The organism is Flavobacterium limnosediminis JC2902, assembly GCF_000498535.1.
GTDB lineage: Bacteria > Bacteroidota > Bacteroidia > Flavobacteriales > Flavobacteriaceae > Flavobacterium > Flavobacterium limnosediminis.
This window is the reverse complement of the sequence record NZ_AVGG01000007.1, coordinates 1-18542: the sequence shown is the minus strand read 5'-3', so window position 1 is coordinate 18542 and position 18542 is coordinate 1. Positions and strand designations below refer to the sequence as shown.

Below are 18542 nucleotides of genomic sequence, written 5' to 3'. Positions count from 1 at the left end.
TTTAGATAAAAAATCAGTTTCATGCAATCTACAGCAAAAACACCACAAGAGTATATTGATTCGTTACCCGATGACCGAAAAACAGCCATGGAAAAACTTCGCTCGGTAATTTCAAAAAATTTACCGAAAGGTTTCCAGGAAAGCATGGGGTATGGAATGCTGGGTTATGTGGTTCCACATTCAATCTATCCGAATGGGTATCATTGTGACCCGAAAACTCCGCTTCCTTTTTTAAGCATTGCTTCCCAAAAGAATTTTATTGCGGTTTATCATATGGGAATCTATTCCGATAAAAATCTTTTGGATTGGTTCACTTCCGAATATCCTAATCATGTTAAAACGAAATTGGATATGGGAAAAAGCTGTATCCGATTTAAAAAGCCGGAGCAGATTCCGTATGAGTTATTAGCCGAATTGTTTCAGAAAATGACTGTGGAAGATTGGATTTCTAAATATGAGTCCATTTTAAATCAAAGTTCAAAACAACGTTAATATTATCTAAAAGCAGGGTATTGCCTTACTTTTTTAGTTTAATTTAGTATCCACTTAAAACAAAAAAATGAAGATTGCAATCGTTTGTTACCCAACCTTTGGAGGTAGTGGGGTTGTTGCTACTGAATTGGGTTTAGAGCTTGCCCGCCGCGGTCATGAAGTTCATTTCATAACGTACAGCCAACCGGTTCGCCTGGCACTTTTAAATCCGAATATTCATTATCATGAAGTAAACGTACCCGAATATCCCTTATTTCATTATCAGCCTTATGAATTGGCTTTATCCAGTAAATTAGTCGATATGGTAAAACTTCATAAAATTGAAGTCTTGCATGTACATTACGCTATACCGCACGCTTATGCAGGTTATATGGCCAAACAGATGCTGAAAAGCGAAGGCATAAAAATCCCGATGATCACGACGTTGCACGGTACCGATATCACTTTGGTGGGAAATCATCCTTTTTATAAGCCTGCTGTGACTTTCAGTATTAATAAGTCTGATTATGTTACTTCGGTTTCCCAAAGTTTAAAAGAGGAAACCTATAGGTTGTTTGATATTAAAAGAGAGATTGAGGTTATTCCCAATTTCATTGAAATAAGCAAAGAGCCGATTAATGAAACACTTAATTGTGAACGTTCATTAATGGCGAATCAGGATCAGAAAATCATCACACATATATCGAATTTCAGAAAAGTGAAGCGAATTCCGGATGTTATCAAGGTATTTTACGAAGTTCAGAAACAAATTCCGTCCAAATTAATGATGGTTGGGGAAGGGCCTGAACGTGAAGTGGCTGAGAAAATGTGTGCAGATTTAAAAATCGAAGACAAAGTGATTTTCTTCGGTAACAGTAATGAAATTGATAAGATTCTGAGTTTTTCGGATCTTTTCCTGTTACCGTCTGAAACAGAAAGTTTTGGGTTGGCTGCACTGGAAGCAATGGCTTGCGGAGTTCCCGTTATTTCAAGTAATTCAGGTGGTTTGCCTGAAGTGAATAAGCAAGGTTTTTCAGGATATCTGAGTGACGTGGGCGATGTGGCATCGATGGCTGAAAACGCAATCTCTATATTATCAGAAGATGCCGAGTTGCATAAATTTAAGAGAAACGCTTTCGAGTTGGCAAAAGAATTTGACATCCTGAAGATTATGCCTCTTTATGAAGACCTTTATGAGAGGGCCATAAAAAAGTTTAAATAAATTTAAATAAAAAAGTCCCCTAAATTGGGGACTTTTGAATTATTAAAAGCGGTATCTGACACTTAATCCGAAATCACCTCCGTAGTGGCTATCTCTCACATCGCTGTATTCTCCGCTTACGTAAATTTCCGGACGGAAATCAAAGGAAAGCTGCAACGGGAAATCAAAGTTGTATTCGATTCCGATGTCCCCTGTGGCTATTAAAAAACTTCCGGAATCATCGTGGTGCTCATCATGGTCATGACCGTGATCGTGATGGTCAGTGTTCCATGTTCCTATGCCAAGACCGGGACCTGCATACCATTTGAAGCCGTTTTCAATATTCCACACCCATTGGTAAATACCGGTTAATTTTACAGCATCATAATTATCGGAATCTCTCCATCCCAAATCCAATTCAAGACGGTTTTTCTGTGACAACCATCTTTGATAAGAAACTTCTGCACCAAAACCATCGTTATTACCCAGACGTAAACCAAGCGCATTTTTTAAACCCTGTGCTTGTGCACTAAAATTTAACCCCATTAACACAGCGGCAGATAAAATTAATTTTCTCATAAATAAAACTTTGTTTTAACAAATGTAGACCTAACTTTTTTTAAGTCTGTAAAAGATTTTAAGTTTAACATTTTAATTTAAAACCAAACGTCTTTTTTTAAAATTAATTGTGAGTGTCTAAAAATTCTTCCTGTGTTTGTGTGTTTGTTGATGGAATGCCTAATTCTGATGCGACGTATTCATTTATGTTATAAGTTGTAACAGTATTTGTATAGACAACCCCGATACCGTCAGCTACATATTGGGTTGAAGTTATAACATCCTGTGCCGGTAAAACTGTAATCGGTAAGCCTGATATCACCGTTGTGATAGTAACTCTTAATACAATTTTTGAAGTTCTTACATTTGTGTATGTATCTCCGTTAGGTGATGTGAAATTAGGTATGGTTTCACCTCCTTTAGATTGTAAAGTATAATTTATAGTTAGCGGAAAACTTTCTACAGTTTGTTGAAACGAGCCGGATTTTGTGGAAAGCACTTCACCATTTGTCGCGTTTTTCTTGAAAATGATAAAATCGAGCAGCGATAAATCCAATCCGATTGGTAATTGTTGCCCATCTGCTAATGATAAATCACCGGATAACAGCAATTTGTGATCCACTTCTCTTACACCGTTATTTCTCAGGGAAGAAGAATAAAATCCGGTAGCAAGGTTCTCTCTGGTTTTAAATTTTTTATAGGTATTCCCAGCAATGATGGTGTCATTGGAAATATATAATGAATCACGGGTATTTACACCTTCACCTTCAACATCATAAGTCCAATATTTTCCGATTGTCAGCGGAATTGTAAAATTTGTATCCGAACTATTGTTTCCTCCATTATCGGAATCATCGGAAGAGCACGATAGTAGTAGGCCACTGAAAACAGCAGCAAGCAGGTAGAATCTTTTTTTCATTTTTTTGGTTATTAATTAGCTTGGCTAATATAATAAAAATGAAACTATCTTTGATTTTTTGTTAAAATATTTGATATAATAAGTTGTTCGCAAAGTTTTTCCTCAAATTCGAAGTAATCCTCTTCCTCGATGGGAAACGCCATTTTTTCATGCTTATAGAGTTTCCATTTTCGTTTATTGTATTCCAGCGCAGTTAGGTTTTCTATCCAATCTCCTGAATTCAGGTAGGTTGTTGTTCCTTTTTTGTTGTTTCGTTCCTCTATTTTTGGCTCATGTATGTGTCCGCAGATTACAAAATCATAGTTGTTGGCAATGGCTAAATCGGAAGCAGTTGTTTCAAAATCGGAAATGAATTTTACAGCCTTCTTCACACTTGCTTTCACTTTTTTTGAGAGTGAGTAGGGTTCTTTTCCTATCTTTGTTAAGCACCAATTGATGAAGCGATTAAGCAAAATAAGGTAATCATAACCAATTCCTCCAAGTTTTGCGATCCATTTGGCGTGATGAACGGAATTGTCAAAAATATCACCGTGAAAAAACCAGGCCTTTTTGCCGTCAATTTCTAAAACCAATTTATCGATAATGGAAAAATTGCCCAATTGAGACGGACTGAATTTACGTAACATTTCATCGTGATTTCCCGTGATATAGTATACTTTGGTACCTTTTGATGTAAAATCCAGAATTTTTTTGATTACTTTAAGATGTGATTTCGGGAAGTAGGATTTTCGGAATTGCCAAATATCGATAATATCACCATTCAGAATCAAAATTTTTGGTTTTATTGTTTTCAGATATTCTGATAATTCATTAGCGTGACAGCCAAAAGTACCAAGATGAACATCAGAAATAACCACGATGTCAATATTTCTTTTTTTCAAAATCTTTGTTATTTGTCACAAAAGAAAGAGTTTATTGTAAACGGAATATTATCTGAAAATTAAGGAATACTTAATTGGGAAAGAAAAATGACGGCTTTTTTTAAATTAAATGCCGAAAAAACTTATTTTTGTTTAAATAACGGTAAACAATGGCAGGAAATACTTTTGGAACTATTTTAAGGCTGATGACTTTCGGGGAATCGCACGGTGAGGCACTTGGAGGAGTAATTGATGGTTGTCCTCCCGGAATTGAATTAGATTTTGATGCAATTCAGAAAGAAATGCAACGCAGAAAACCCGGGCAATCAGCAATAGTTACCCAACGCAAAGAAGAGGATGAAGTACAATTTCTTTCCGGAATTTTTGAAGGAAAAACTACGGGAACCCCCATCGGATTCGTTATTCCTAATACCAATCAGAAATCAGATGATTATTCGGATATAAAAGATACCTATCGTCCCAGTCATGCCGACTATGTCTATGAAAAGAAATACGGTATACGTGATTATCGTGGAGGAGGTAGAAGTTCCGCACGGGAAACTGCCAGCAGGGTAGTGGCCGGCGCCATTGCAAAACAGATTATTCCGGATATTAAAATAAATGCTTTCGTTTCATCTGTAGGTGAGATTTTTATTGACAAACCTTATCAGGATCTGGATTTTTCGTTGATTGAAAGTAATCCTGTCCGCTGTCCCGATTTAGCATCAGCAGCCAAAATGGAAGATTATATCAGACAAATCAGAAAAGAAGGTGATACCGTTGGAGGAATGGTTACTTGTGTAATACAAAATGTACCGATAGGATTGGGGGAACCGGTTTTTGATAAACTTCATGCCGAATTGGGTAAAGCGATGCTGTCTATAAATGCAGTAAAAGGGTTTGAATACGGAAGCGGATTTTGCGGTGCTAAAATGAAAGGGAGTGAGCACAATGATTTGTACAATCCGGACGGAACGACGCAAACGAATCTTTCGGGCGGAATTCAGGGCGGAATATCAAACGGAATGGACATTTATTTCCGTGTAGCGTTTAAACCCGTTGCCACATTAATTCAAAAGCAAAATGTTCTTGATAATCAAGGGAATATAATTGAACAGCAGGGTAAGGGAAGGCATGATCCTTGTGTGGTGCCAAGAGCAGTACCTATCGTAGAAGCTATGGCAGCATTGGTTCTTGCAGATTTTTATTTACTATTAAATAGTGTTAAAAAATAACATAAAGCTAATTATAAGTTCTAATTTTGTGTATTAAAAGTTAGAAATTATGAAAAAAATTATGGTTTTATGCTCGATTTTGGTATCATGTTTCGGCTTTTCTCAAATAACAATATTTCAGGATAGTTTTGATACCTATGGTGATTTTCTGATTACGGGAATTGGTCAGTGGCGAACTCTCGATTTGGATATGCTGCCCACGTATACAGGTGGTACTGCCGGAGATCCTACTTGGGCAAATGCAGGTGCTCCACAGGCTTTTCAGATTTTTAATCCGACCACTGCGTTGGTTACTAACAGCACTGGTGACTGTAACCCAATAGAAAATCTCAATTTTACGCCAAGAACAGGAGCAAAATGTGCTGTGAGTTGGGCTGCCATTCCATCAACAACAGGTGGACCGACGGCTAATGATGATTGGTTAATCAGTCCGCCCATTGATTTGGCGGGAAAGACTGGTTTACAATTGAGTATTTGGTATAAAGCATTGTCCGATTGTTTTGGTGCGGAGCGTTTTACGATTGGAGTATATATTGGCAGTGGTAATCCTACCCAATCATCTGATTTTACTATTATCACACCCTTACCGTTTCTTCAGGCTGCTAATTATACCACGTGGACGGAGAGAACCCAATCACTGGCTGCCTATGAAGGTCAAACAGTAAGAATTGGTATTCATTGCATTTCTAATGACCGATACATGTTCATGGTGGACGATTTTAAAGTTACAGCTACAAGTTTATCAACAGATAGTTTTGTTTCTTCCCAATTCTCCGTGTATCCGAATCCATCCAACAGTATGGTGACGATTTCCAACAACGGAAATATTCAGATTAATAAAATCTCTTTTTTTGATATTAATGGAAGAACAGTGAATTCGAGTAATTTTAAAGGGGCTACTGGAACACAGATTGATATTTCTGAATTGAATGCAGGTATTTATTTTATGAATATTGATACTGATGAGGGTATTGCAACAAAGAAAATTATCAAGAACTGACTTTTTCAAAAACAGTAAGCAAATTAGCTCTGAATTTCAGGGCTTTTTTTGTGATTAAAACTGACATCAAAAGATGTAATCAAATCTTCAGTGTTATCTTGTTTTTAAAGAAATGTCACGAAAATGTTTTTTTTTGTTTTAATGTGTAGGGGTACCTTTGCATTTCATCAAAAAAAATAAAATGAAAAAAAAATTACTATTAATTACACTATTATTTATTGGTAGTGTTAGTTTATTTGCTCAAGGAACGACGACATGTGCAGCGGCATATACGTTGACAACAAACGGTCAATATTCAACAGGTGCGATAACAGGTACTTATCCTGCTACTTCTTGTTATGCCGCACCAAATCCATCTGCTGCAATGTGGTTTAAATTTACACCTACCCAAAGCGGTTTGATTACAGTAAACGCTGACATAGCTGCCAATCCGGCTAATGCAGACACACGTATGAGTATTTTTACCGGAACTTGTTCAACTTTAACTTGTGTAGCAGGTAATGATGATGTATCCGCATCAAATTACAGATCAAAAGTTGAAAATTTTGCCGTTACAGCAGGGACTACTTACTACATCGTATGGGATAACAAATGGGAAAGTGTAACTCGTTTTTTTGATTTTACGTTTACGGCACAGACATGTTTTGTACCTACGAATTTTACCTATACAGCAGCTCCAACAACAACAACAGCTGGAATTGGCTGGACAGCACCTACTGCAGGAACACCAACTGGTTATCAGTTTGAATATGGGGTGAGAGGTTTTACTCAGGGTACAGGAACTACTGTCAATACAAATGCTGCTACAACAAGCGTTTCATTAACATCCCTAACTCCGGGTACTGTTTATTCGTTCTATGTGAGAACTAATTGTGGATCAGGTAATTATAGTGTTTGGGCAGGGCCAGTTAATTTTAATACTGTTTTCCCGGCAGTTAATCCAACCTATAATACCAGTTTTGAAGATACTGCTTTTAATTTTATCGGATGGGCTGATCCTGCACCAGTATCTGGAGGAGCTTGGTCATTCAATGCTGCGGGTGTTGGCAACCCAACAGTTCAAAATGGCGCAACTTCAGTTTTTTCTTCAAGTGTTACTACTGGTCCGACAAACTCATCTGTAATTTCCCGTGGGATTAATTTAGTGGCAGGACAGCAGGCAACGATATCTTTTTATGCTCTTAACTATAGAGCTACAGGTAATACGACAAGTACTTCTTCATTCGAAGTAAGACATGGTTCTGCTCAAACTGTTGTTTCTCAAACAAACTTGATTGGTTCAGAAACAGCTTTCTCGGGTTCGGCTTTCGTATTAAAGACTTATACGTTTACTCCATCAACAACCGGAGTGTATTATTTCAGTATTAAACATACTTCCCCGGCAAATGCAGGTGGTGCTGCTCACGCATTGATTATAGATAATTTTACCGTAACCCAAACTTTATCAACTGATGATTTTATTTCATCTAAATTATCAGTTTATCCAAACCCAGTGAATAATGTTGTAAACATTTCAAATGCGGAAAATCTTCAGATTAATACAGTGGTAATTAATGATATTAACGGAAGAACGGTTAAAACAGTAAATGTAAACGGAGTTGCAGAAACTCAGATTAATGTATCCGATTTAAATTCAGGAATTTATTTCATGAATATCGAAACAAATGAAGGTACTGCTACTAAGAAAATTATCAAGAACTAATATGTTCAAGAGATAAAAACAATAAGCCCTGATTTTTCAGGGCTTTTTTTATTCTAAAAATTTAGCTTTAATTTCCGGAGTGGGAATCATGCAACTTTCCTTCTTTCCATACCATTTGTAGCGGTTTCTGGCTACAAAATCGTAAACACTGTTTTTCATCCAATTTGGAAATACGGAAAACAAACCCAGTATAGCATAAAGTCCACCAATGGATTTGGCAATTTCTATAGCAGCTTCAGCCTTTATATGGTAGGCATGACCGGGTTCGTATAAAATGATACTGTCGGTTTTTGATGTGTCAACACCAATGTGTTTTGTTATTTGTCTGCCCAAATCAGATTGTAGGGCCACAAAACGAAAAACATCCTGCTTGTCCTTTTTTATAACCATTTGAACAGTGGCGTCGCATAAGTTGCAGACACCATCAAAAAGAATAATTTTTTTATCTCTAGGTAGTTCCATGTTATTTCATTCTTTCCACCAGTTCCAGACTGTCTAAAGCTACTTTTGATGTAAAAATACCGTAGTTTACCGTAGCTTTATTTTTTTCAATGCTATCGATACTTCCTACTGCTTTTCCGTCAATCATTCGTACACGATCACCCACTTTTAAAGGGATTTTCGGTTTGTTCGCTTCTTCTTTCTGTGCCTTTACTTTTTTCTCCTTCTTTTCTTTGCGGATTTCTTCTACCTTTTCCTTCACTTCCTCAATAACCTGTTTTACAATAACTTCTTTGACTTTCTTCTCTTTGGCAGTGACTTTTTTTCGTTTGGAATTTTCGATTTCCACCATCTTTAAAAATTCACCGATTAAGTCTTTCTTGTTCTTATTGTTGAAGTATTTTTCGGAAATATCATCCACTTTCTGACCCATATAAATCAAACGCTGATTGGCATCATACAATTCCTGGTAGCTTTCCAGTTTTTGCTGAATCTTGGTATTGATGTTTTCCATCTTTTTACTTTCTTCACGTGCTCGGGTTTCCTCTTCCTTCAGGTTTTGGGATGTTTTTTCCATTTTGGAGCGCTCTTTCTGAAGATTGGCAATAGTTCGGTCAAAACGTACTTTATCGCCTTCAATTTTCTTTTTCGCCCGATTGATTAAACCGAAGGGAATCCCGTTTTTCTGAGCCACTTCAAAAGTAAATGAACTTCCTGCCTGACCCAGATGCAATTTATACATCGGTTCCAGAGATTTTTCGTCAAAAAGCATGTTCGCATTGATGGCAAACGGCAATTCGTTAGCTAATATTTTCAGATTGGTATAATGCGTGGTAATGATTCCGAAGGCTTCCCGATGATAAAATTCCTCAAGGAAAACTTCGGCCAAAGCTCCTCCTAATTCCGGATCGGAACCGGTACCGAATTCGTCAATCAGGAACAGTGTTTTTGAATTGCATTTTTTCAAAAAGTAGTTCATGTTTTTTAATCGGTAACTGTACGTACTTAGATGGTTTTCAATGGATTGATTATCGCCGATGTCCGTCAGGATCCGATCGAATAAAAACGTTTCACTTCGCTCATGAACCGGAATCAGCATTCCGCTTTGCAGCATCAATTGCAGTAAACCGATTGTTTTTAGGGTAATACTTTTACCGCCGGCATTCGGACCTGAAATTACAATTATTCTGCTGTCATTTTGAAGTTCAATGGTTTGAGGATAAGTAGTAGCGTTTTTCGCGTTGTTATTCAGCAACAGAATAGGGTGGAAAGCATCCCTGAAAAACAATCTTTTTTCTTCAGTTATTGCAGGTAACAATCCGTTGATTTTGTTTGCATAACGTGCTTTTCCGGCAATAACGTCTATATCGCTCAAAAAATCCTGGTACTGTTTCAAAAGTTCAAGGTGCGGACGAATAACATTGGTTAACTGCTTCAGAATCCGAACAATTTCTTCTTTTTCTTCATATTCCAGATTATTCAATTCTCTGGAATAACGTAGAGTGGCTTCCGGTTCGATATAAGTAATGCTCCCGGTTTTGGAATTTCCGAGAATCGTTCCTTTTACTTTTCGGCGGTACATTGCCAAAACGGCTAAAACACGTCGGTTATCAACGATGGTTTCACGAATATCATCCAAATACCCCAAACTGTTATAGCTCGACAAAGCCGCTCCGAAACTATGGTTTATTTTTCCGCGAACCAGATTCATGTTTTTGCGGATTTCTACCAGTAGAGGTGAAGCGTTGTCTTTAATTTCACCATATTTATCGACCACTTCGTCAACTTTCTGAATAATGAATTTCGTTAATTCAACTTCAGAAGCTTTCTGACTTAATTTGGGATAATAATCTTCAAATTTTCGAAGAAAGACAAGTAAATTGTTCGTGGTTTCCGAAATGGTAGCTATTTTTCTGAAACTTCCCACTTCCAGAAAACTGTCTTCTATGGCCAAAAACTTTATTTCGTTCGTTATTTCATCAAAATAATGGTTCGGAATCGCATTATTATTGGAATAGGAGGAAACATACTCGGAAGTCTGCAACAAAGCATTCATCAATGTTTCCTTATTATTGAAAGGTTTGATTTCCATGGCTTTTTGCTTACCGATTTCCGTGTTGCAAAGAGCGGATATGGTTTCTAAAACCGTATTGAATTCTAAATCCTGTAATGTCTTGGTATTGATTGCAATCATTTTATAGTGTCAAAGCCTCAAAGTTACAAAGTAGTGAAGTTACAAACTGTTTATATTTGTAAAAAATTAGCAAATGTTTACCGAATCCATTCATTCTTCCTGGCAGGATTTTTTTGATGCCGAGTCCAAAAAGGATTATTTTACAGCATTAATGGCGTCTGTTGAGGAGGAATATCAAAACCACACCTGTTTTCCGCCAAGGGAATTGCTCTTTAACGCTTTTAACCATTGCGGTTTTGTAGATGTTAAAGTAGTGATTATCGGTCAAGATCCTTATCATGGAGTTGGTGAGGCAAACGGTTTGTGTTTTTCGGTAAACGATGGCGTACCGATTCCGCCGTCTTTGCGTAATATCTTCAGGGAAATCAACGACGAATATGACAGTATTTTTTTTCCGACATCCGGGAATTTGGAGCGCTGGGCCGATCAGGGCGTTTTGCTTTTAAATGCCGCATTATCCGTAAGAAAGGATTTGGCCAACAGTCATAAACATTTAAAATGGAATCTTTTTACGGATGCGGTGATTAAGAAAATTTCGGATGAAAAAGAAAACGTTGTTTTTTTACTTTGGGGCGGATTTGCTCATAAGAAAGGTTTGAAAATCGACAGAAACAAGCATCTTGTTCTGGAAAGCGGACATCCGTCGCCGTTGAGCGCTAATCAGGGAAAGTGGTTTGGAAATAAGCATTTTAGTAAAACCAATGCCTTTCTGAAGGAAAAAGGAAAAACGGAAATTGTTTGGTGATAAAACTACCGATTTGATCTACCGTCTGGACACAAATAGTTAAATAAAATTTTGGCCACGAATTCACTAATTTATACAAATTAATTACTGAATTCGTAGCTAAGTTTTTTTAATAAGAATATGAAATCAGTGCAAATCTTTTCAATATGGATCATCTGTCTACTATTTTTTAGTGATGCATCCAGACGATAGTCAATTTGAGGGATTTTTTATAGCAGTTAATTAACAGTAAAGTAATAATACCCCTGACCGTTTGTGTTGTTTGCATTTGTTGTAATCCGCACGGAAGTCTCGTTTTCCGGATTTCTGGAAATCAAATCGGTAGATTGATATCCCGTGTAACTTTCGCCAAAACCCAAACGGTAATTTCCGGCTGAATTTAACGGAGTCGCGATATCACATTTGTAAGTCTGTGTAGCGGTCTGATAAACGGCTTCTGCAACACTAAATTCATCTCCGTTGTCAAAAACAGAAGTCCAGACATCCGGAGCAGTCTCTTTTTCAAGACGATACGCAAACCCAAATGATTCCGCTTTACTTGTTTTGTAGATGTCCAACGGATCAGTAAATCCGTCTTCCGGTAAATATCTTGAAAAATCGGTATGAAAGGAAACGTTGTCACCTACGGAATAACTTGCAGGGGTGTCTATGGTTATTAAATCAGGAACCGATACATAGGCAGCATTGTAAAATTCATCATCACTGTTGCATGAAATCAGGGATAATAATCCAAAAACTGCTATTACGAAATGTTTTATTGCTTTCATCTAATTGCGTATTAAAATCTGTAACCAAAATTAGCACCCACTCTCTGAACGTATGTCGGACTGGTTTCCATGTTCAAAATGTTTCTTCCCACACCAACAAATACTTCGATTCCGAATTTTTCTTTGATGTATAATTTGTATCCTGCGGCACCACCAATGGCCATATCGGTATAGTTGTCTTCCACAGCGTCCCAGTAACCGTATCCGTCTTCGGTAAAACGTCGCAATTCCCTATATTTTCCTCCGTTTACTGAAATAAATGCTTCCACAAAATAGTAGCTCACGGCACTTTTTGAAAGGGAATAGCGCACGAAAGGATTTACTTCATATTGAGGTAAGGTCTCGTTGAATCCGTTATCGAAATCTTCTTTATTTTTATTGCTTGCATTTAAAACACCACTTATGCCTACAGAAAAATCATTATTTAAAAAACGTTCGTAGCTGACATGAAATTTTGACATGGCTATTAAAGCAACCACATCGAATTTTATTTCATTTTTTTTCAGTTCAATAGAACTTGCCGTTTGAGTTGTTCCGGAATCCTGAGCAGAAGTTAATTGAAAAAAGAGTAATGTCGCCAGAAAAGCTATTTTTTTCATATTCGATTTTATTAATATGAGTAAATATAGCGAAAGGTTATTTAATTCAGTGTCAGCTCCCCCAGAATTTCTTCGCTCATAAAAGGTCCGCCCGGATATTTTGCGGTATAGTCCAGGTTTAACCAAATTTGGCCACGCTCATCGATATGATAATGTACTTCTTTATTGCGGCTTTCCTCTTTAAAAAGTACTTCCTTAATAAGATAATTGACGTTTTCCAGATCGGATTTATTGCCAATAAGCATTTCCGGATACAAATGGCCTCCGGTGTGGATGATACGCGGAGTTCCGCCAATTGCCCTGATTAAGGCCGACATCAGGATAGCATGGTCATCACAATCACCCGAAAAATGCTGCAGGGATTCGCTTGCGTAGGCAATGTATTCTTTTCCTTTGGGATCGTTTACATAATTCCATCGGTTACGCACTTCCTTAAAAGCGGCAAAGCACTGAATGGTTCGGCGGTATTGTTTAAAGCCTTTGATATTTGTAAAATGCTTTGTTGTGGTCATCAGCGCGAAATTCCGGACTTTCGGATTGTCAAAATTCACCGCATCAATGATTTTGCCTTTATTTGGGAAAGGCAGCAGTTTTGAAATAATTATATCCTGAGGGTTCGGATCATCTGCCATGGAATAAACCATAGATCTGTAGTCTTCATATACGGCATTAAATCCGTATCCTCCGAAAATGGTTCCCCACATCAAGCCAATCAAGTATAGGAAGATACAAATGATGATTACGGTTTTTAATAATCGTAAAATCAACTGAATGGAAATCAAGATGAATAAAAACAGTAAGATTCTGTCTAAGTGCACCTGCCATTCCAAATCTATCAGGTTTTGGTGTGCAATGATAAATATGGGAATCGCAATCAGGATATTCAGTGAAAAAATGACAACAGTATCCCACGGCTTCGGTAAAGAAAGCCTTTCTCTTATTTGTTTGAGTCTTGGTGGGATTGTTGGAATCATCCGATGTTTTTCCTTCGCTATAGTTATTTTACAGCCGATTCGTAGTCACGTTTATCAGCAATCAAATTTAAATCAAATAATTGATTCTGAACTTTATCGAAGGTTTGTTTATCTAGTTTTTTTTGCGACCAACGCGTCAGTTTGAGCCATTCCTGAATGTCGCTTAACTTTTGATTGTATTTTGTAGCCAATGTTCTGTCGATACTCGGAATGTCCTTAAATTCTATTGTAGTGTTGTTGATGATTTCAAGAATCTGTTCCACAACGTGTTTGTTGGTTTTCAGGAATTCGTTTCGGACAGCAATCACAAAACACGGCCATGGAGTAGGGCAATCGTCAATTCTTCTGAATGTACCGTTATCGACCAGTGGTTTTGTCATAAAACGTTCCCACATGAAATAATCAGCTGCTCCATTTGATAAAGCTTCAACGGCTCCGTCAATGGTATTTACGATTTCAAACTGTAATTCGGTATTCCAATTTTGATTTTTGGCATTTACAACAGCCATTAAGTGCGAACCGGACCCTATGCGGCTGATGGCAACCTTTTTGTTTTCTATGTCGGATAACTGTTGGTAACCCGATTTTGCATCCACGTGAATTCCCCATATTAAGGGCGATTGTACGTAAATCTGAACAATGGTGCTTTCATTTCCGGCGGCAATATCTCTGATGATTCCTTCGGTCAGGATTACGGCTATATCGGTAGTTCCTTCGCGCAACATCTGACACATTTTCCCGGTACCTTCAGGAACGTCTGTCCACTGTAAATCGATATCCACTTCGTCAAACTCACCGTTTTCGATGCAAAAATGCCAAGGTAAATTAAAATGTTCGGGAACGCCCGCTATTCGTACTGTTTTCATAATTTATTGTAAATAATCATTCTTATTCAATTCAAACCAGGCACATTCATCATCTCCGTGAAAGAAAGTCCCTGTGTTTTTCATTCCTATTTTCTCCAAAATTCGTTTTGAGCCTTCGTTTCCAATCACGGCATGGGCATAAACATTTTCAAGATGCATTACATTGAAAGCGTAATCCAAACAAGCTTTTGCGGCTTCATAACCATATCCTTTTTGCCAAAAGCTTTTGATGAAACGATAGCCTAAATCGTAAAAATTCTGGTGTCCGTTAATGTTTTCTTTGACCAGTTTTAATCCGGCCCAACCTATGAATTCATGATTTTCTTTGAGTAAGACCGCCCATCGCCCAATACCGTTTTCCTGATATTGAAGTCTGACAAAATCAATAATAGTTTGAGCTTCTTCGATAGTTTTTATCGGGTTTTTGCCCAAAAACTCATGAACATCCATGTCGGAATCTAAATGAAAAATTCCCTCTTTATCGGAAGGAAGTAATTCACGCAATAATAAACGATCGGTTTCTATGATTATTTTCATACGAGGTTGTTTTCCATTTCAAGCCAATAACACGGAATTCCATTCCATAAAAATTCGGAAGTAATCTGCATTCCTATTTTTTCAAGAATTCGTTTCGAAGCGGTATTCTCTTTATGTACGGAAGCATACATTTTTTCAATTTTCATTTCGGAAAAACCATAATCCAGCCAAGCTTGTGCGGCTTCGCTACCGTACCCTTTTCCCCAATATTCTTCCTGTAACCGGTAACCAATTTCATAAACATTGACGTGATTGTTTTCAGGCTCTGTCAAGAATTTAATTCCAGACCAACCAATAAATTCATTGGTTTCCTTTAATACAACTGCAAATCGGCCAATACCATTTTTTTTGTATTGATTTTGAAGGTTATTGATAAGCGTTAAACTTTCATCTATCGTTTTTACCGGATTATTCCCTAAATAGGTATTTACATTCGGATTGCTGTCCAATTTAAACATTTCTTCAGCATCTGAAAGAAGTATCTCTCTTAAAATAAGTCGCTCTGTTTCTAGTTTGATGTTCATTTATTTTGCTTTTAAATCTGAAATGATAATTCTGAATCCGTCCGGGTCAAGTATCATTTTTCCATTTGTATTCCAATATGGATTTGCTGAAGTGATAGTTGATATGTTGCTGTTTATTATTTTATTAATGAGATTGTTGTATTCTGAAATTGTTTCCGGATATAAAACTGTAATATCGTCTTCATCTGAAAAATGATTCGCTTTTGTATCCGATTGTGTAAATTCGAAATGCCAATCCGAATCTGGTTTGCCAATGAAAATACCGTCATAATTATCGTGATTTTCAAATCCGCCTAAAAGTTCAAAACCTAATACATCGATATAGAAGGTTTTTATTTTTTCCAAATCGTCGGTATGTCTGGCAATTCTCAGTTTCATTTAGTTGACTAATTTATTCAAAACGTATACAATCAGTTCGTCTACAGCCTTATAAGGATCTTTACTGAAAGTTCCGTTAGCACGATTGGCGATAATCGCATTCATGGATAAGGTTTCGTGTCCCAACAGTTTTCCCAAACCGTAAATCGCTGCTGTTTCCATTTCCAGATTCGTCATTCGGATTCCTTCGTAATTGAAACTGTCCATTTTACCGTTCAGCTGTTCATCCTGAATATTCAAACGCAAAACACGGCCTTGCGGACCATAAAACCCTCCCGCGGTTCCTGTAAATCCTTTGTGAATGGTATCACTTTCAATCAGATTCGACAATTTTTCACTTCCTTTAACCACATACGGACGGCCTTTTTGCAAATCCCAATTCGTGTGGCTGATGAACGCGTCTTCGATGGTTTTATCGGTAACCGAATCAATCCGATAGGAGCGAAGCATGTTGTCCAATCCGATGGCGTATTCAGATAGTACAATGCTGTCAACCGAAATATCCGCCTGTAAAGATCCCGAAGTTCCGATACGAACAATGTTTAAAGATGTCAATTCCTTTTTAGGCTGACGCGTATTCAAATCGATGTTCACCAAAGCATCCAATTCGTTCATTACAATGTCGATGTTATCCGGTCCAATTCCGGTAGACATGACTGTTAAACGTTTGCCTTTATAAGTTCCTGTTTGTGTTTTGAATTCACGCTTTTGTATTGAAAACTCAATGGTATCAAAGAATTGCGTGATTTTTTCCACCCGGTTCTGATCGCCTACAAAGATGATGTCGTGTGCAATATTTTCCGGTTTCAGGTTTAAGTGATAGACACTTCCGTCTGGATTTAATATTAATTCTGATGATTTTATGTCTGACATGGGTTTTGGGGTGCTAAGGTTCTGAGGAACTAAGGCGCTAAGGTTTTTAGTTGCTGAGTTTTTGACTGCGACTGTGACTGCAAGCCAATCACCCGCCAACGCGTTTTACTTTAAAACCTTTCTCTTTAAGAATTGTCATTATTTTATCGCGGTAATCACCTTGGATGATAATGGATTCGTCTTTGAAACTTCCTCCCACGCTGAGTTTGGTCTTAATTTCTTTGGCTAAGATCTTAAAATCTTCGATATCGCCTTCGTATCCTTCGATGATGGTGGTAGCTTTGCCTTTTCGCTTTTCGTATTTGCAGATAAGCGGTTCTTTCTGAATGAAAAGCGTGTGTTCTTCCTCGTGAACTTCTTCGGGTTCGTTAGATGGAACGTGATCGGGGAACAGGTTTTTTAATTGGTCTTGTAAATCCATTTTTTTGAGTTGCTGAGTTACTAAGTGGCTAAGTAACTGAGTTTTTTTCTTAAGCCTCAGAAACTAAGGAACTTTGAATAAATTAAAAAGACATCAAGAATAAACTCAATGCCTTTTGTATTGAAAAGTAAAATTACAATTAATTTTTAATCAATCCTAAATCCACTAAGCGTTCGTATAAGAAATCACCTGCGGTTATATCCTCATATAATTTAGGATGATTTTCATCGATACAATTCTCTAAACAGTTCAGCGGCATATCGCCTACAGGATGCATAAAGAAAGGAATGGAGAAACGGGAAGTGTCCCACAATTCTCTCGGCGGATTTACCACCTGATGAATGGTCGATTTTAATTTATTATTCGTGTGACGCGATAACATGTCACCCACATTGATTACCAGTTCGTCCGGTTCTGCAATAGCGTCAATCCATTGTCCATCGTGGTTTTGTACCTGTAATCCTTTGCCCTGAGCGCCCATTAAAAGCGTAATTAGGTTGATGTCCCCGTGAGCAGCAGCACGAACGGCTCCGTCTTTCGGTTCATCTGTAATGGGAGGGTAGTGAATTGGTCGTAAAATACTGTTTCCGTCCTTTATAAATTTATCAAAATAGAATTCATCCAAACCGATGTAAATAGCCAAAGCTCTTAATACATAAACACCTGTTTTTTCCAGCATTTTGTAGGCCTCTTTACCTACGGCATTGAATTTTGGTAATTCCTCAACAGTAACGTTTTCCGGATATTCGTCAGCATATTTGGAATCGTTGCTAACGTACTGGCCAAAGTGCCAGAATTCTTTCAAGTCGCCCGCCGAACGTCCTTTGGCATGTTCTTTACCAAAAGAAACATAGCCTCTTTGTCCGCCAATGCCCGGGATTTCGTATTTGCTTTTTACCTCTAGGGGAAGGTTGAAGAAATTACGAACTTCACCATAAAGTTCATCAACTAATTTGTCATCTAAAAAATGACCTTTTAATGCTACGAATCCGATTTCTTCGTAGGCTTTTCCGATTTCATTTACAAATTTTTGTTTACGTGCCGGATCATCCGACAGGAAATCACGTAAGTCAACACTAGGAATGTTTTGCATTGTACTTAGTTTTTGTTAATAACTTTTTCGGTATAAAACCATTATAAAAACAAATGTATTGAATAATTTTTGGATTAAAATAATAAAGTTGCCAACAATCAGAGCAAACACATGAGTTTAATTTAATTAAAATGGTAACGATTTTTGAAAAGTCTGTTGATTTTCTGCGCAAATCTGCGGAGTC

21 protein-coding genes are annotated in these 18542 nt (G+C 37.4%); 6 read left to right on the top strand and 15 right to left on the bottom strand.

The genetic code is table 11. The annotated features are described in order from the left end of the window. Positions 1-21 precede the first annotated feature (21 nt). Entirely contained in the window at positions 22-492 is a 471-nt protein-coding gene (locus FLJC2902T_RS07355; RefSeq protein ID WP_023579172.1) for a DUF1801 domain-containing protein, read from the top strand. A 67-nt stretch (positions 493-559) separates the two neighbouring features. Further along, entirely contained in the window at positions 560-1693 is a 1134-nt protein-coding gene (gene bshA, locus FLJC2902T_RS07350) for an N-acetyl-alpha-D-glucosaminyl L-malate synthase BshA (RefSeq protein WP_023579171.1), read from the top strand. Positions 1694-1735: 42 nt separating this feature from the next. On the opposite strand, the gene FLJC2902T_RS07345 is transcribed toward bshA, so the two are convergent. The 3 genes from FLJC2902T_RS07345 to FLJC2902T_RS07335 all read right to left on the bottom strand — a co-directional run bounded on the left by FLJC2902T_RS07345 (position 1736) and on the right by FLJC2902T_RS07335 (position 4030). Beyond that, positions 1736-2251 carry a hypothetical protein gene (locus FLJC2902T_RS07345; protein ID WP_023579170.1) on the bottom strand — a complete coding sequence of 172 codons (516 nt, stop codon included), beginning with the start codon at positions 2249-2251 and terminating at the stop codon, positions 1736-1738. A 103-nt stretch (positions 2252-2354) separates the two neighbouring features. Further along, positions 2355-3149, bottom strand: coding sequence for a hypothetical protein (locus tag FLJC2902T_RS07340; protein ID WP_023579169.1), 795 nt, complete (start codon positions 3147-3149; stop codon positions 2355-2357). A 44-nt stretch (positions 3150-3193) separates the two neighbouring features. Then, positions 3194-4030, bottom strand: coding sequence for a UDP-2,3-diacylglucosamine diphosphatase (locus FLJC2902T_RS07335; protein WP_023579168.1), 837 nt, complete (start codon positions 4028-4030; stop codon positions 3194-3196). A gap of 149 nt (positions 4031-4179) precedes the next feature. On the opposite strand from FLJC2902T_RS07335, the gene aroC reads away from it, so the two are divergent. From aroC to FLJC2902T_RS07320, 3 genes are all read left to right on the top strand, one after another. Beyond that, positions 4180-5244, top strand: coding sequence for a chorismate synthase (aroC, locus tag FLJC2902T_RS07330; RefSeq protein ID WP_023579167.1), 1065 nt, complete (start codon positions 4180-4182; stop codon positions 5242-5244). A 49-nt stretch (positions 5245-5293) separates the two neighbouring features. Continuing rightward, positions 5294-6244, top strand: coding sequence for a T9SS-dependent choice-of-anchor J family protein (locus tag FLJC2902T_RS07325; RefSeq protein WP_023579166.1), 951 nt, complete (start codon positions 5294-5296; stop codon positions 6242-6244). Positions 6245-6425: 181 nt separating this feature from the next. After that, positions 6426-7946, top strand: a complete 1521-nt coding sequence (locus FLJC2902T_RS07320) for a T9SS type A sorting domain-containing protein (RefSeq protein WP_023579165.1) — start codon at positions 6426-6428, stop codon at positions 7944-7946. 48 nt (positions 7947-7994) lie between these two features. Here the strand turns inward: FLJC2902T_RS07320 and FLJC2902T_RS07315 are convergent, their stop codons facing one another. Both FLJC2902T_RS07315 and FLJC2902T_RS07310 read right to left on the bottom strand, forming a co-directional pair. After that, positions 7995-8408 (bottom strand): thiol-disulfide oxidoreductase DCC family protein, encoded by a 414-nt coding sequence (locus FLJC2902T_RS07315; RefSeq protein WP_035677783.1) that lies wholly within the window; start codon positions 8406-8408, stop codon positions 7995-7997. A gap of 1 nt (position 8409) precedes the next feature. Beyond that, positions 8410-10581, bottom strand: a complete 2172-nt coding sequence (locus tag FLJC2902T_RS07310; RefSeq protein WP_023579163.1) for an endonuclease MutS2 — start codon at positions 10579-10581, stop codon at positions 8410-8412. Positions 10582-10654: 73 nt separating this feature from the next. Here FLJC2902T_RS07310 and FLJC2902T_RS07305 point away from each other — a divergent pair, with 73 nt between their 5' ends. Then, positions 10655-11326: a uracil-DNA glycosylase gene (locus FLJC2902T_RS07305; protein ID WP_023579162.1), complete on the top strand. Its 672-nt coding sequence runs from the start codon at positions 10655-10657 to the stop codon at positions 11324-11326. Positions 11327-11544: 218 nt separating this feature from the next. Here FLJC2902T_RS07305 and FLJC2902T_RS07300 read toward each other — a convergent pair whose 3' ends face one another. The 10 genes from FLJC2902T_RS07300 to FLJC2902T_RS07255 form a co-directional block, all read right to left on the bottom strand. After that, positions 11545-12093: a hypothetical protein gene (locus tag FLJC2902T_RS07300; protein ID WP_023579161.1), complete on the bottom strand. Its 549-nt coding sequence runs from the start codon at positions 12091-12093 to the stop codon at positions 11545-11547. An 11-nt stretch (positions 12094-12104) separates the two neighbouring features. Further along, on the bottom strand, positions 12105-12692 hold the full coding sequence (locus FLJC2902T_RS07295) for a DUF3575 domain-containing protein (protein ID WP_023579160.1): 588 nt from the start codon (positions 12690-12692) through the stop codon (positions 12105-12107). 41 nt (positions 12693-12733) lie between these two features. Then, the gene (locus FLJC2902T_RS07290; RefSeq protein WP_023579159.1) at positions 12734-13666 is read right to left on the bottom strand and encodes a transglutaminase-like domain-containing protein; all 933 of its coding nucleotides are present in this window, start codon (positions 13664-13666) and stop codon (positions 12734-12736) included. Between the two features lie 23 nt (positions 13667-13689). Further along, positions 13690-14532, bottom strand: coding sequence for a substrate-binding domain-containing protein (locus FLJC2902T_RS07285; RefSeq protein ID WP_023579158.1), 843 nt, complete (start codon positions 14530-14532; stop codon positions 13690-13692). 3 nt (positions 14533-14535) lie between these two features. Then, the gene (locus FLJC2902T_RS07280; RefSeq protein ID WP_035677778.1) at positions 14536-15069 is read right to left on the bottom strand and encodes a GNAT family N-acetyltransferase; all 534 of its coding nucleotides are present in this window, start codon (positions 15067-15069) and stop codon (positions 14536-14538) included. After that, the gene (locus FLJC2902T_RS07275) at positions 15066-15593 is read right to left on the bottom strand and encodes a GNAT family N-acetyltransferase (RefSeq protein WP_023579156.1); all 528 of its coding nucleotides are present in this window, start codon (positions 15591-15593) and stop codon (positions 15066-15068) included. Before FLJC2902T_RS07275 ends, FLJC2902T_RS07280 begins: the two co-directional genes overlap by 4 nt. Beyond that, positions 15594-15971 (bottom strand): VOC family protein, encoded by a 378-nt coding sequence (locus tag FLJC2902T_RS07270; RefSeq protein WP_023579155.1) that lies wholly within the window; start codon positions 15969-15971, stop codon positions 15594-15596. It lies immediately after the preceding gene. Next, on the bottom strand, positions 15972-16844 hold the full coding sequence (locus FLJC2902T_RS07265; RefSeq protein WP_023579154.1) for a nucleoside phosphorylase: 873 nt from the start codon (positions 16842-16844) through the stop codon (positions 15972-15974). It abuts the gene before it with no gap. An 88-nt stretch (positions 16845-16932) separates the two neighbouring features. Then, positions 16933-17265 (bottom strand): translation initiation factor, encoded by a 333-nt coding sequence (locus FLJC2902T_RS07260; RefSeq protein WP_023579153.1) that lies wholly within the window; start codon positions 17263-17265, stop codon positions 16933-16935. Positions 17266-17404: 139 nt separating this feature from the next. Beyond that, entirely contained in the window at positions 17405-18358 is a 954-nt protein-coding gene (locus FLJC2902T_RS07255; protein WP_023579152.1) for an isopenicillin N synthase family dioxygenase, read from the bottom strand. Between the last annotated feature and the right edge of the window lie 184 nt (positions 18359-18542).

Bases quoted from the DNA above. Each gene is read 5' to 3' on its own strand.
- FLJC2902T_RS07355 (WP_023579172.1), top strand. From the start codon at position 22: ATGCAATCTACAGCAAAAACACCACAAGAGTATATTGATTCGTTACCC.
- bshA (WP_023579171.1), top strand. From the start codon at position 560: ATGAAGATTGCAATCGTTTGTTACCCAACCTTTGGAGGTAGTGGGGTT.
- FLJC2902T_RS07345 (WP_023579170.1), bottom strand. From the start codon at position 2,251: ATGAGAAAATTAATTTTATCTGCCGCTGTGTTAATGGGGTTAAATTTT.
- FLJC2902T_RS07340 (WP_023579169.1), bottom strand. From the start codon at position 3,149: ATGAAAAAAAGATTCTACCTGCTTGCTGCTGTTTTCAGTGGCCTACTA.
- aroC (WP_023579167.1), top strand. From the start codon at position 4,180: ATGGCAGGAAATACTTTTGGAACTATTTTAAGGCTGATGACTTTCGGG.
- FLJC2902T_RS07325 (WP_023579166.1), top strand. From the start codon at position 5,294: ATGAAAAAAATTATGGTTTTATGCTCGATTTTGGTATCATGTTTCGGC.
- FLJC2902T_RS07320 (WP_023579165.1), top strand. From the start codon at position 6,426: ATGAAAAAAAAATTACTATTAATTACACTATTATTTATTGGTAGTGTT.
- FLJC2902T_RS07315 (WP_035677783.1), bottom strand. From the start codon at position 8,408: ATGGAACTACCTAGAGATAAAAAAATTATTCTTTTTGATGGTGTCTGC.
- FLJC2902T_RS07310 (WP_023579163.1), bottom strand. From the start codon at position 10,581: ATGATTGCAATCAATACCAAGACATTACAGGATTTAGAATTCAATACG.
- FLJC2902T_RS07305 (WP_023579162.1), top strand. From the start codon at position 10,655: ATGTTTACCGAATCCATTCATTCTTCCTGGCAGGATTTTTTTGATGCC.
- FLJC2902T_RS07300 (WP_023579161.1), bottom strand. From the start codon at position 12,093: ATGAAAGCAATAAAACATTTCGTAATAGCAGTTTTTGGATTATTATCC.
- FLJC2902T_RS07295 (WP_023579160.1), bottom strand. From the start codon at position 12,692: ATGAAAAAAATAGCTTTTCTGGCGACATTACTCTTTTTTCAATTAACT.
- FLJC2902T_RS07290 (WP_023579159.1), bottom strand. From the start codon at position 13,666: ATGATTCCAACAATCCCACCAAGACTCAAACAAATAAGAGAAAGGCTT.
- FLJC2902T_RS07285 (WP_023579158.1), bottom strand. From the start codon at position 14,532: ATGAAAACAGTACGAATAGCGGGCGTTCCCGAACATTTTAATTTACCT.
- FLJC2902T_RS07280 (WP_035677778.1), bottom strand. From the start codon at position 15,069: ATGAAAATAATCATAGAAACCGATCGTTTATTATTGCGTGAATTACTT.
- FLJC2902T_RS07275 (WP_023579156.1), bottom strand. From the start codon at position 15,593: ATGAACATCAAACTAGAAACAGAGCGACTTATTTTAAGAGAGATACTT.
- FLJC2902T_RS07270 (WP_023579155.1), bottom strand. From the start codon at position 15,971: ATGAAACTGAGAATTGCCAGACATACCGACGATTTGGAAAAAATAAAA.
- FLJC2902T_RS07265 (WP_023579154.1), bottom strand. From the start codon at position 16,844: ATGTCAGACATAAAATCATCAGAATTAATATTAAATCCAGACGGAAGT.
- FLJC2902T_RS07260 (WP_023579153.1), bottom strand. From the start codon at position 17,265: ATGGATTTACAAGACCAATTAAAAAACCTGTTCCCCGATCACGTTCCA.
- FLJC2902T_RS07255 (WP_023579152.1), bottom strand. From the start codon at position 18,358: ATGCAAAACATTCCTAGTGTTGACTTACGTGATTTCCTGTCGGATGAT.